Consider the following 12,562-nt stretch of genomic DNA (forward strand, 5'->3'; position numbering starts at 1 on the left):
TTGTTGAAAGACCTTTCTTTTTACATTCAGGAATTTTTAAGAAATATATCCCTTATCAGGATAACGCTGTTTGATATTATTGACATTGCAATTGTGTCATTTGTGATATACAAAATAATTGTGTGGATAAAGGACACAAGAGCGTATCAGCTCATAAAAGGAATTGTGATTTTGATAATTATAACTCAGGTTAGCAAATGGCTGAACCTGAATGTTATAAACTGGCTTTTGACGAATACGCTCTCATACGGTGTTTTGGCGCTTTTGATAGTCTTCCAACCAGAGCTAAGACGTGCTTTGGAGGAGATTGGAAGGAGCAAAATTTGGGGAAAGTTTTTTTGGGTTGGACCAGACCAGGAGACACTTTTAAAGTGGCAAAATAGTGTTGAGGAGATTATAAAAGCTGTGATGTATCTTTCAAAAAATAAAATTGGTGCGCTGATTGTAATTGAGGGGCAGACAAAAATAGGTGATATAATTAACACAGGTATTATAATCGATTCTGAGATATCGTCCCAGCTTCTTATTAATATTTTCATTCCGAACACACCATTGCACGACGGAGCAGTAATTATAAGAGATGGGAAGATAAAAGCTGCTGCGTGTTTTTTGCCTCTTTCAGAGAACAGGTACATAAGCAAAGAACTTGGTACACGCCACAGGGCAGCACTTGGCATTTCAGAAAACTCTGATGCGACTGCAATAGTCGTATCAGAAGAAACAGGAATTATATCTGTTGCGTACAACGGAGGACTTACACGAAACTTGGGACCTGAAGCTTTGAGAAAGATACTTCTCAGACCTTTAAAACTTGAGAAAGAGAAAAACGGTATTAACATATTTAGATGGAGGCGTTAAGATTTGAAAAAGATTAATCTAAAAAAGACAAAAGATGATACTTTCTGGCTCAGGGTTTTGTCAGTATTTATTGCTATAATTTTGTGGTTTTATGTAAATAGCATCATAAATCCTATAAAGAAGAAAGAGTTGATAGTGCCGATACGCTACAATATTTCAACTTTGCCAAAAGGGCTTGTTATGAAAGAGCCTGATGCAAGAGAAGTAAGGATAGTTGTCAGCGGAACTCAAGATGAGCTGAGCAAAATTGATGAGAAAAACATCCAGGCAGTAGTAGATTTTTCTGAGGTCAGACAAACTGGTGAGATAAGACTTCCAATTAACATAAACAATCCTTATCACCGAATCAATATAGAAAGTGTGTATCCAAAAAATGTTATGGTAAATATCGATAATCTTGTAACAATCCAGAAAGATGTTACAGTTGAAATAGATGGGAATCCTAAAAAAGGGTATATTATAAATGGCTATCAGGAAGAACCAAATGTCATCAGTATAAAAGGTGCTGAGAGTGATATAAAAGAGATTTCGAAGTGTGTTGCTCAGCTGAACTTAAGCCTCAATGACAGACCGTTTAAGACTTCTGTTCCTGTTAAAATTTTAGACTCAAGAGGCAAGGATATAACATCACTTTTTGATTTGTCTCAAAAGAGCATAGATGTATATGTAGACATCTTAAAGACAAAACAAGTACCGCTTACTGTAAAGTTTAAAGGCAAACTTGAGCCAAACAAGGTTTTATCAAAGATTGTATTAAAGCCTTCAACAGTTAATGTTGCAGGGAAGGAAGAGGATATAAACTCTTTAAATGAGATTGTTGTTGGGGCAATTGACACAAAGATGCTACAAAATGTTTCTACATTCCAGTTTGATTTTAATATTCCAAAAAATATAAAAGCTTTGGATAATGTCAAGCGAGTTGTGATAACAATCTACACTGATTCAATTGTCCAAAAGTCAATTACCGTCCCGGTTGAGGTAAGGGGCTTAAGTAGCCAGTATTTAGTAAATCTAAATCCTGATAAGGTGATGCTTAAGGTAAAGTATTACCAGAGTAATCAAAATTCGATAGATTTTTCCTCATTTAAAGCATATGTTGATGTTTCGAATTTAACGCAAGGTGATTATAATTTGCCACTTGTGCTTGAAAAGCCAAACAATATTGAAGATGTAGAGGTGTCTTCCTCTTACATAAAAGTGACAATAACAGAAAAAAGCCAGACCCAGTAAGTTATTTTCAAAAAAGTAATATCAGGAGGAAGTTTTTCAAAGACAGAGAAGGAGATGGCAAAAAGATGCTGACAATCCAGGAAAAACTTGCAAACCTTCCGACAGCTCCAGGCGTTTATATAATGAAAGATGAAAATGGAAAGGTTATATATGTTGGCAAGGCAGTAAATTTGCGAAACAGGGTAAGGCAGTATTTCCAAAACTCTGACCTCCCACCCAAAACAAGGCTTATGGTAAAAAAAATTAAAGACTTTGACTATATTGTCACAGACACAGAGGTTGAAGCTTTAATTTTAGAGTGCAATCTCATAAAAGAGTACAGACCAAAGTACAATGTGCTTTTACGGGATGACAAGAACTATCAGTATATTAAGATCACAAACGAGATGTTTCCAAGACTTGTAACAACAAGAAAGGTTGAAAAGGACGGCGCAAAGTATTTTGGACCTTACGTAAAGGGATATTCTGTTAAGCAGACAATTGAGCTTTTAAAGAGCCTTTTTATGCTAAGAACCTGCAAAAAGAAATTTCCAGAACAGCTTGGCAAGGGAAGACCTTGCTTGAATTTTTATATAGAAAGATGTCTTGGTGTTTGCAAAGGGGATGTTTCTGAACAAGAGTATCAAGAGCTTGTTGAAAAGGCGATAAAAGTTCTAAATGGCAAAGGTGATGAGATAGTCGAAGAGCTGAAAAAGAAGATGTTTGAGTATGCAGACAATCTCATGTTTGAAAAGGCTCAGGAGATAAAAAACAAAATTGCAAGCCTTGAGCAGATTATTACAAAACAGAAGGTTATTTATGCTGATGATAGAAGCGAGGATGTAATAAACTATGCAGAGGATTCTTCCAACATTTGCATAGTTGTTTTGATAATCAGAAATGGAAAGCTAATCAACAAAGAGGAATTTGTTTTAAAAAATGATCAAGAGATGTTTGAAAGATTTTTAGAACAGTACTATTCAGATGTTGTGTCTGTACCGAAAGAGATTGTCCTTCCACACGAGGTTGGAAATGGCGAGAATATAGAAAAGATGATTGAAAAGCTATACGGTTTTAAAGCAAAGATTGTTGTTCCAAAAGAAGGTGATAAGAAACAGCTTCTTGAGATGGCTAAGAAGAACGCCGAAATTTCGCTTGTCAATAAACAAAAAATAGAAAACTATTACAGTGAAGCTCTTTTGCGCTTAAAAGAAATCTTGCAGCTCGAAAATGATATAGAAAAGATAGAAAGCTATGACATCTCTAATCTTGCAGGGGCTGACAATGTTGGAACACTTGTTGTATTTGAGGACGGTAAATTTAACAAAGAGTATTACAGAAAGTTCAAAATAAAGAGCTTTGAAGGGCAGGATGATATAAGAAGTGTAAAAGAGATTCTCACACGCCGATTTACAAACCTTGAGAAGCATGGCCAGCTGCCAGACCTCATATTAATAGATGGTGGGCAAAACCAGGTAAATGCTGCAATTGAGGTTTTAAAGTCTTTGGGCTTGAATATTCCAGTTGCTGGTATGGTCAAGGATGACAGACACAGAACAAGGGATTTGATTTATAATGGTCAAGAGCTTAATATCCAAAGAGACAGCCTTGTTTTCAAACTGATTTCTACAATCCAAGAAGAGACTCACAGGTTTGCAGTTAAATATCATAGAGAACTGAGAAAAAAACACCTTTATGAATCTATACTTGATGAGATAGAGGGAATTGGCGAAAAGAGAAAATTAAAACTTTTTAGAGTATTTGGTTCTATAGATAACCTCAGAAAAGCAAGCATAGAAGAGATTGTAAAAGCTGCTGATATTCCATATGAGGTTGCGTTAAAAATAAAAGAGAAGATAGGTATTTAAAAACTAATTTTACAATGGAAAAAAATAATTAAGAAAGGATGAGATGAAGAGTTGTTCTACACAACAGTAGGAAAGATAATAAAAGAACTCAATTTAGAGCCGTTAACAGAAGTGCCAAATATGGAAAAAAGAAAGATAAAAGATATGAACCTAAACCGTCCGGCCTTGCAGCTTATGGGGTTTTTTGAATATTTTGATGAGCAGCGTGTTCAGATTATAGGTATTTCCGAGATGGCATATTTGAAGACAATGACAAAGACACAGAGAAGGAATGCAATTGAAAAACTTTTTCAAAGAGACATCCCGTGTGTGATAATTACAACAAACCAGGAACCTTATGAAGAGTTTATAGAGTTTTCTAAGAAATATGGGGTTCCACTTTTGAGAACAACTGAGGTCACAACCAGGTTTATGACAAACCTCAGCACGTTCTTGACACACGAACTTGCACCAAGAATAACCCGCCATGGTACGCTTGTAAATGTATATGGTGAAGGTGTTTTGATGCTTGGGGAAAGCGGTGTGGGAAAGAGTGAGACTGCATTAGAACTTGTAAAAAGAGGTCATATTTTGGTTGCAGACGATGCAGTTGAGATAAGAAAAGTTTCTGAAAAGACCCTTGTTGGCGAAGCTCCAGAGATTATCAGACACCTCATAGAAATAAGAGGTATTGGTATCTTGGATGTGAAAAACCTTTTTGGTGTGGGTTGTGTAAAGGATTCAGAGAGAATAGACCTTGTTATCCAACTTGAGAACTGGAAAACTGACAAAGAATATGAACGGCTTGGTCTTCATGACCAATACATAGAGATATTGGGGATAAAGGTGCCCACACTTGTGATACCAGTTCGGCCGGGAAGGAACTTGGCAATAATTGTTGAGGTTGCTGCAATGAACAACAGACAGAAAAAGATGGGGTATAACGCAGCAAAAGCTTTGACAGAGAGGCTTCAGAGCCAGATGAATAGGAACGAGGATGAATAAAAAGGTCTTTTGATAGATGTTGATGAGGTGTTTAAGTGAGCCTATTTTATATATTTTAACATGTCTAATTTGGGTCTTGAAAGTTGAAAAAACTGAAAAATTATTATATTATGAAATAGAAAATTTTTAAGAAAGGAGAAATAATCAAAGATGCTTGATAACTTAGAGATGATTGCACAAAACGACCCAAGCGGTATGTTTCAGGCGGTTTATAATCTTCCTGAACAGATTCAAAAGGCTTATGAGATAGGGAAAAATATCAGCGTGGATATCAAGGCAGAAGATATAGATAAAGTTGTAATCACTGGACTTGGTGGTTCTGCAATAGGTGGAAACCTTTTGAGAGTGTTTGTCTTAGACCAGTGCAAAATACCTGTGATTGTGAACAGAGACTATGTGCTTCCTGCTTATGTTGATTCAAAAACTCTTGTGATTGCATCAAGCTATTCAGGGAATACAGAAGAGACTCTCTCTGCTTACCAGGATGCAAAGGCAAAGGGTGCAAAGATAATTGCTATCACAACAGGCGGAAAGCTAAAAGAGATGGCTGAGAAGGACGGATATTATGTAATCACCATTCCTGGTGGGCTTCAACCGCGAGCAGCACTTGGATATTCATTTATCCCGCTTTTGATGCTTTTTGTAAAGATTGGGCTTATTCCTCCTGTTGATGACCAGATTGAAGAGACAATAAGGGTTCTGAGTGACCTCAGAGAAAGGTACAAACCAGAGGTACCAGAAGAAAAGAATTTGGCAAAAAGGCTTACACTAAAACTCTGGAATAAACTACCAATTATATATGGAATTAGTGGTACAACAGAGGTCATTGCAGAAAGATGGAAGGGACAAATCTGTGAGAACTCGAAATCTCCTGCATATTTCAATGTATTTTCGGAACTAAATCACAACGAGATAGTAGGAACAGAGTCGCCAAAGCACATCTTAGGGCTTTTTGAGATTGTAATGCTTCACGACACTGAAGATCACAAGAGAAATGCAATCAGAATGGACATTACAAAGGATTTAATAAAAGGTGTTGTATCTGGTGTAAACGACATATATTCAATAGGAAATTCAAGGCTTGCAAGGATGTTTTCATTGATTTATCTTGGTGACTATGTATCACTTTATCTTGCAACACTTTATCAAAACGATCCAACACCTGTCAAAAAGATTGATATATTAAAGAGCAAGCTTGCAGAGATAAAGGACTAAAAATTTTTAGAGAAAAAATTTTAAATGAGAGCTGAGTTAAAATGTTTATAGAAGTAGAAACGCACTGCCATACAATTGCAAGTGGTCACGCCTACAATACTTTAGAAGAAATGGTTACTGAAGCCAAAAATAAAGGTTTAAAAGGCATTTGTATTACTGACCACGGCCCTGAGATGCCAGGGTCGTGCAGTAGTTTATATTTTTACAATTTAGTTGTTGTTCCAAGAAAAATTGATGGTATAATGGTATTTAGAGGATGTGAAGCAAATATTATTGACTATGAAGGGGCAATTGACCTTCCAGAAAGCGCCCTAAAAAGGCTTGACTTTGTTATAGCAAGCCTGCACGATGTTTGTATCCCACCCGGGACAGTTTTGGACCATACCAGGGCGTTGATAGGTGCCATTAAAAATCCAAATATACTCTGTATTGGGCATCCAGGAAATCCCTTGTATGAGATTGACAAAGAAGCAGTTGTCAAGGCTGCAAAGGAGTACAATAAGGCTATTGAAATAAATAATGCGTCATTTTATGTAAGAGAAAAGAGCAAGGAAAACTGTATAGAGATTTTAAAGCTTTGCAAAAAGTATGGTGTTTACATTGCAATGGGCTCAGATGCACATTTTAAGACAGATATTGCAAGGTGTGATATCACCCAAAAGTTAATTGAGGAGTATGAATTTCCACATGAGCTCATAGTCAACAAAAGCCTTGAGAACTTTTTGGAGTTCTTAAGGCTTCATGGGAAGAATATTGAGTAAACTTTAAAAGTTAAAAGAGGAGGTAAAATTAAAATGCCACTTGTTACTACAAAAGAGATGTTCAAAAAGGCTGCTGAGGGAAAGTATGCAATCGGGGCGTTCAATGTCAACAACATGGAAATTATCCAGGGAATTGTTGAGGCAGCAAAGGAGGAACAAGCACCTCTGATTTTGCAGGTCTCAGCAGGGGCAAGAAAGTATGCAAAGCACATCTACCTTATCAAGCTTGTTGAAGCAGCTTTGGAGGATTCTGGTGATTTGCCAATTGCACTGCACCTTGACCATGGCGAGGACTTTGAGATTTGCAAGGCATGCATCGATGGTGGATTCACCTCTGTTATGATTGACGGCTCACGTCTTCCGTTTGAGGAGAACATTGCGCTTACCAAAAAGGTTGTTGAATATGCGCATGAGAGGGGAGTTGTTGTTGAGGCAGAGCTTGGAAAACTCGCTGGGATTGAAGACAATGTGAAAGTTGCGGAGCATGAAGCAGTTTTTACAGACCCTGACCAAGCAGCAGAGTTTGTTGAGAGAACAGGTGTTGACTCATTGGCAGTTGCAATTGGAACAAGCCATGGAGCATACAAGTTCAAGGGCGAACCGAGGCTTGACTTTGAAAGGCTTCAGAGAATAGTAGAAAAGCTTCCAAAGGATTTTCCAATTGTTCTTCATGGTGCATCGTCAGTTTTGCCAGAGTTTGTTGAGATGTGCAACAAGTACGGTGGTAACATCCCCGGTGCAAAAGGTGTGCCAGAAGATATGCTAAGAAAGGCTGCTGAGCTTGGTGTGAGAAAGATTAACATTGACACAGACTTAAGACTTGCAATGACAGCAGCGATAAGAAAACATCTCTTTGAGCATCCAGACCACTTTGACCCAAGGCAGTACCTCAAGGATGGCAGAGAGGCAATTAAAGAGATGGTCAAGCACAAGCTGAGAAATGTTTTGGGCTGCAGCGGAAAAGCTCCAGAGATATTGGAAGAGATTAAGAAGAACAGAGGGTAAAGTTGGCTTTTGGGCAGTAAAGTGAATTTTTATTTAAGTGAATTTTTATTTAAAGGCAAAAAGAGGCTAAGGGGAATGGCCTCTTTTTCTTTTTTGTAAAATTGTATTGTTCAATACTTTGTGATAAAATACTATGTGTTATTTTAAAAATTCTTTTTTAGAAAACCATTTTATGAAGGAGGTTATAAGAAGAAGATGAAGCATATTAAAGTTATTGCAAAGAATGCTCTTTCCAAAACAGTTGTAAGCGGTGGATGTGGTGAGTGCCAGGCATCTTGTCAGTCGGCTTGCAAAACATCTTGCACAGTTGGAAATCAAGTTTGCAGAAACAAAAAGTAATTTTGGAAGAATAAAGGAATATGGGCTGTCAATTGAAGATTTGAGGCAGCCCGGTCTTGCTATTTAATCTTTTATGGGAGGAAAAATCTTTTCAAGATGATTCACGCTTTTAAAAAATTTGGTCTGAATATTGTTTTAGATGTTGCCTCTGGTTCAATCTTTACTGTGGACGATGTTGCATTTGAAGTGATAAAGTATTTTGACAAAAACAAAACATTCAATGGAGTATACGACAATCTAAATTTTGGCAGGCATGAGATTGAAGAAGCAGTAAGTGAAGTGAAACATCTAATTGAAGAAGGAGTCTTATTTACTGAAGATGAGTATAAGGATTTGAATCTAATTGAAAAAAGAAATCCTGTTATAAAAGCTCTTTGTCTTCATGTGTCGCATGACTGTGATTTGAGATGTAGGTACTGTTTTGCTTCAGCAGGGAGTTTCAAACAGGAAAGAAAGCTTATGAGTTTTGATGTTGGGAAAAAGGCAATTGACTTTTTGCTCAAAAGCTCTGGTTCAAGGAAGAATTTAGAGGTTGACTTTTTTGGTGGAGAGCCTCTTTTGAATTTTGAGATAGTCAAAAAGATTGTTGAGTATGCAAGAGAAGAAGAGAAGAAGTTTGGCAAGCATATATCATTTACACTGACAACAAATGCAACCGCTCTTAATGATGAAATTATTGAATACTTGAATGAGAATATGGAAAATGTTGTATTGAGCCATGACGGAAGGCCCGAGGTAAACGACTTTATGAGAATTGACAGTCATGGTAGCGGAACTTATGATGTAATTACACAAAAGATTTTGAAGTTTATACAAAGACGAAATGGGAAAACTTATTATGTAAGAGGGACATTTACTTCCAAAAACCTTGACTTTTCAAAAGATGTTTTGCACCTTTATAGTCTTGGCATAAAAGAGATTTCTGTTGAACCTGTTGTTTTAGACGAGAAAAGTCCATGGGCTATTTTGCCGCAGCATGTAGAAAGGATAAAAGAAGAGTATGATATCTTGGCACAAGAGTATGTAAAAGCGAAACTAAAAGGGGAAGGATTTAATTTCTTCCATTTCAATATAGACCTTACTGGTGGGCCGTGTGTATCAAAACGCCTAAGCGGCTGTGGTGCTGGGTTTGAATATGTTGCAGTCGACCCTGACGGTAATATCTTTCCTTGCCATCAATTTGTTGACAAGCCTCAGTTTAAACTGGGGACCATTTTTGACGGAATTACAAGACATGATTTGGTAGAAGAGTTTAAAAAGAATACAGTGTATGAAAAAGAGGAGTGCTCAAACTGCTGGGCAAGGTTCTATTGCAGCGGAGGGTGTGCTGCTGCAAATTACAATATGTGTGGTGATGTAAAAAAGTCTTATACTGTCTCTTGTGAGCTTGAGAGAAAGAGGGTGGAGGTTGCAATAGCTGCAAAACTATACCTTATGGAAAAGGGGATTGAAGGTTAAATGATTATTACTTATAAAGGTAAAACGCCAAAGATTGCACAAAATTGCTTCATTGCACCAAATGCAACTATAATAGGCGATGTCGAGATTGGAGAGAATTCAAGTGTGTGGTTTGGCTGTGTTATAAGATGTGAGGAAAACCGGATTATAATTGGCAAAAATACAAATATCCAAGATTTGACCACAATTCACACTGACCACTGCTGCTCTGTGATAATTGGTGATGATGTAACGGTTGGCCACAATGTAGTGTTGCACGGTTGCGAGATAGGAAACAATGTACTTGTTGGAATGGGTTCAATAATAATGAACGGAAGCAAAATAGGGGACAATGTCATAATTGGTGCAGGAAGCCTTATTACTCAAAACACAGTCATTCCACCAAACACACTTGTGTTTGGAAGACCAGCAAAAGTGATAAAAGAGCTTTCTACAGAAGAGATAGAATGAATAAGAATTTCTGCAAAAGAGTACATCGAACTTAGCAATGATTATAAAAGTATTTGTAAGTAGTGAATTTAGTTTGTTGACTTTAGACTAATTTGAGGATTATAATACTAAAAGGATTTAATGTTAAAAATAAAACCGAGTTTTTAAACTTTTACAATAAGCAGAGAAGAAAGGAGAAAGGGTTATGCAAAGTAAAAGTATAACAAAGTTTTTAATAGGCTGTCTTGTAATCGCCTTTGCATTTTACATAGTCTTTTTTGGTTTGAATATTGGCACTGCAAGTATTCCTTCTGTGAAAGATGTTATCAGGTACGGGCTTGACTTGAAAGGCGGCGTGTATATTGTGTATGAAGCAGCAAAGGAAAATCCAACAAAAAGAGAAATGGAATCAGCTTTGCAGCTAATTCGTACAAGGCTTGATATGAGAAACTTCTATGACGCAACTGCAACACTTCAGGGTGCAAAAAGGATTAGAGTTGAAATTCCGGGTGTAAAAGATCCCGATGAGGCCATTCAGTATATTGGAAGAACAGCCTTAATAGAATTTAAAGGACCGTCAGGGGATTTGATAGTTTCGGGAAGGAATGTAGTTGATGCATATGCTCAGCAAACACCGTCTGGTTATGTTGTTGCACTAAAATTTGACAAGGAAGGTACAAAGAAGTTTGCAGAAGGTACAAGAAAGTATTTAGGTCAAAATATTGGAATTTATCTTGACGGGAAGCTTATTTCAAATCCGGTTGTAAGAGCAGAAATAGACAATGGCGAAGCTATAATTGAAGGTATGAAAGACTTGGAAGAGGCAAAAACACTTGCACAGCAAATTAAAGCAGGTGCACTGCCATTTGCTTTAAATGTTATTGAGAGCAGGGCTATTGGTCCATCTTTGGGCAATGAAGCACTAAAGACAACTATAAAAGCAGGTATAATTGGTATAGTCCTGGTATTTTTGTTTATGATAATCTTCTATAGACTGCCAGGGTTTATTGCAGATATAGCTTTGGTAGCATATATTGTCATCCTTGTTGCAATAGTAGGGTATGCAAAGATAACACTTACCCTCCCTGGTATTGCAGGTATAATCCTTTCTGCTGGTATGGCGGTTGATGCTAACATCTTGATATTTGCAAGAATGAAAGAAGAACTCAGAGCTGGCAAAACACTAAAGGCTGCAATGGATGCAGGTTTCAGACGTGCACTTAATGCTGTCATTGACGCAAACGTGACAACAATAATAGCAGGAATTGTTCTTTTGTTCTTAGGGACAGGGCCAATCAAAGGTTTTGCTTGGACACTTACAATAGGTATTGTGGTTTCATTCTTTACTGCAATTACTGTTACACGGTTCTTGCTTGTGTCTATTATAAACACAGGGCTTTTCAAAGATATAAGATGGTATGGCGGTAAAAAAACCAGGGAGGTGCAGGCATAATGACAAACATTGATTTTATGGGCAAGAGGAAGTATTTCTATATTCTGTCAATCTTGGTGATGGTAATAGGCCTTGTTTCATATATAATTCAAGGATTCAACTACGACATAGATTTTACAGGTGGAACTGTATTGGAAATAAACCTTCACAAAGTACCAAGTGCTTCTGAGATTGCTGAGTTAGAAAGGTTGACAAAGCAAATTACAGGGACTCAGACACCTATTGTTAGAAAAATTGAAGATGGCAGAAAGATTATGATAAATGCACATGAGGTGCACGGAAAAAAGAGAACAGAACTTTCAAAAGAAACACGCGACAAGCTTTTCAACGCAATTGCAAAAAAGTATAATCTTAAAAAGGAAGACTTAATTTCATACCAAAATGTTGGAGCTGTGGTATCATCTGAGCTAAAATCACAAGCTGTTTGGGCTGTTATAATAGCATCAATCCTGATGTTAATCTATATTGCGATAAGGTTTGAATTTAAATTTGGCACAACTGCAGTTATAGCACTTTTGCATGACCTTTTGATAATGCTAACTGTCTACACATTGTTTAAAATACCTCTAAACTCTACATTCATTGCAGCAATGCTCACAGTCCTTGGTTATTCAATAAACGATACAATTGTTGTGTTTGACAGAATAAGAGAAAATAGAAGAATTCAGAGCAAGATGGACCTCAAAGACCTTGTAAATCTTAGCATGAACCAGACAATAGGAAGGTCACTTTCAACTGCTGCAACTGTTGTAATTGTATTGTTTGTCCTGTACCTGATGGGTGTTCAATCAATAAAAGAGTTTGCTCTGCCACTGTTGATAGGTGTTACTTCTGGTACCTATTCCTCAATATTTATAGCAACTGCGCTGTGGTTTGATTGGGAAAGCAGCACAAGGAAGAAACTTCAGACAAAACCGAAGAGAGTTTAAAAATTTTGGATGAGGTTTTTTCATAGTTTTAAAAAAGCTCTTGCGAAAGTCTCT

The 12,562-nt window shown here is 37.0% G+C and carries 12 protein-coding genes; all 12 read left to right on the forward strand.

The genetic code is table 11. The annotated features are described in order from the left end of the window. The 12 genes from cdaA to secF all read left to right on the forward strand — a co-directional run bounded on the left by cdaA (nucleotide 1) and on the right by secF (nucleotide 12,508). Nucleotides 1-858 carry a diadenylate cyclase CdaA gene (gene cdaA, locus OTJ99_RS02610; protein WP_045165358.1) on the forward strand — a complete coding sequence of 286 codons (858 nt, stop codon included), beginning with the start codon at nucleotides 1-3 and terminating at the stop codon, nucleotides 856-858. 3 nt (nucleotides 859-861) lie between these two features. Continuing rightward, a complete protein-coding gene (locus OTJ99_RS02615) occupies nucleotides 862-2,088 on the forward strand; it encodes a CdaR family protein (protein WP_045165357.1) in 1,227 nt (408 codons plus the stop codon). Nucleotides 2,089-2,153: 65 nt separating this feature from the next. Beyond that, nucleotides 2,154-3,935 carry an excinuclease ABC subunit UvrC gene (uvrC, locus tag OTJ99_RS02620; protein ID WP_045165356.1) on the forward strand — a complete coding sequence of 594 codons (1,782 nt, stop codon included), beginning with the start codon at nucleotides 2,154-2,156 and terminating at the stop codon, nucleotides 3,933-3,935. A gap of 51 nt (nucleotides 3,936-3,986) precedes the next feature. Continuing rightward, nucleotides 3,987-4,919, forward strand: a complete 933-nt coding sequence (gene hprK / locus OTJ99_RS02625) for an HPr(Ser) kinase/phosphatase (protein WP_045165355.1) — start codon at nucleotides 3,987-3,989, stop codon at nucleotides 4,917-4,919. Between the two features lie 150 nt (nucleotides 4,920-5,069). Beyond that, on the forward strand, nucleotides 5,070-6,134 hold the full coding sequence (locus tag OTJ99_RS02630) for a bifunctional phosphoglucose/phosphomannose isomerase (RefSeq protein WP_045165354.1): 1,065 nt from the start codon (nucleotides 5,070-5,072) through the stop codon (nucleotides 6,132-6,134). Nucleotides 6,135-6,175: 41 nt separating this feature from the next. Next, nucleotides 6,176-6,895: a phosphatase gene (locus OTJ99_RS02635; RefSeq protein ID WP_045165353.1), complete on the forward strand. Its 720-nt coding sequence runs from the start codon at nucleotides 6,176-6,178 to the stop codon at nucleotides 6,893-6,895. Between the two features lie 33 nt (nucleotides 6,896-6,928). Continuing rightward, the gene (gene fba / locus OTJ99_RS02640) at nucleotides 6,929-7,900 is read left to right on the forward strand and encodes a class II fructose-1,6-bisphosphate aldolase (RefSeq protein WP_045165352.1); all 972 of its coding nucleotides are present in this window, start codon (nucleotides 6,929-6,931) and stop codon (nucleotides 7,898-7,900) included. Nucleotides 7,901-8,095: 195 nt separating this feature from the next. After that, on the forward strand, nucleotides 8,096-8,239 hold the full coding sequence (scfA, locus tag OTJ99_RS02645) for a six-cysteine ranthipeptide SCIFF (RefSeq protein WP_083931403.1): 144 nt from the start codon (nucleotides 8,096-8,098) through the stop codon (nucleotides 8,237-8,239). A 96-nt stretch (nucleotides 8,240-8,335) separates the two neighbouring features. Next, nucleotides 8,336-9,697, forward strand: coding sequence for a thioether cross-link-forming SCIFF peptide maturase (scfB, locus tag OTJ99_RS02650; RefSeq protein ID WP_045165351.1), 1,362 nt, complete (start codon nucleotides 8,336-8,338; stop codon nucleotides 9,695-9,697). After that, nucleotides 9,698-10,147, forward strand: coding sequence for a gamma carbonic anhydrase family protein (locus tag OTJ99_RS02655; protein ID WP_045165350.1), 450 nt, complete (start codon nucleotides 9,698-9,700; stop codon nucleotides 10,145-10,147). A 184-nt stretch (nucleotides 10,148-10,331) separates the two neighbouring features. Continuing rightward, a complete protein-coding gene (secD, locus tag OTJ99_RS02660) occupies nucleotides 10,332-11,579 on the forward strand; it encodes a protein translocase subunit SecD (protein WP_045165349.1) in 1,248 nt (415 codons plus the stop codon). After that, nucleotides 11,579-12,508, forward strand: a complete 930-nt coding sequence (gene secF, locus OTJ99_RS02665) for a protein translocase subunit SecF (RefSeq protein WP_045165348.1) — start codon at nucleotides 11,579-11,581, stop codon at nucleotides 12,506-12,508. Before secD ends, secF begins: the two co-directional genes overlap by 1 nt. Nucleotides 12,509-12,562 lie beyond the last annotated feature (54 nt).

It is taken from the genome of Caldicellulosiruptor naganoensis (assembly GCF_026914285.1).
GTDB classification, from domain to species: domain Bacteria; phylum Bacillota; class Thermoanaerobacteria; order Caldicellulosiruptorales; family Caldicellulosiruptoraceae; genus Caldicellulosiruptor; species Caldicellulosiruptor naganoensis.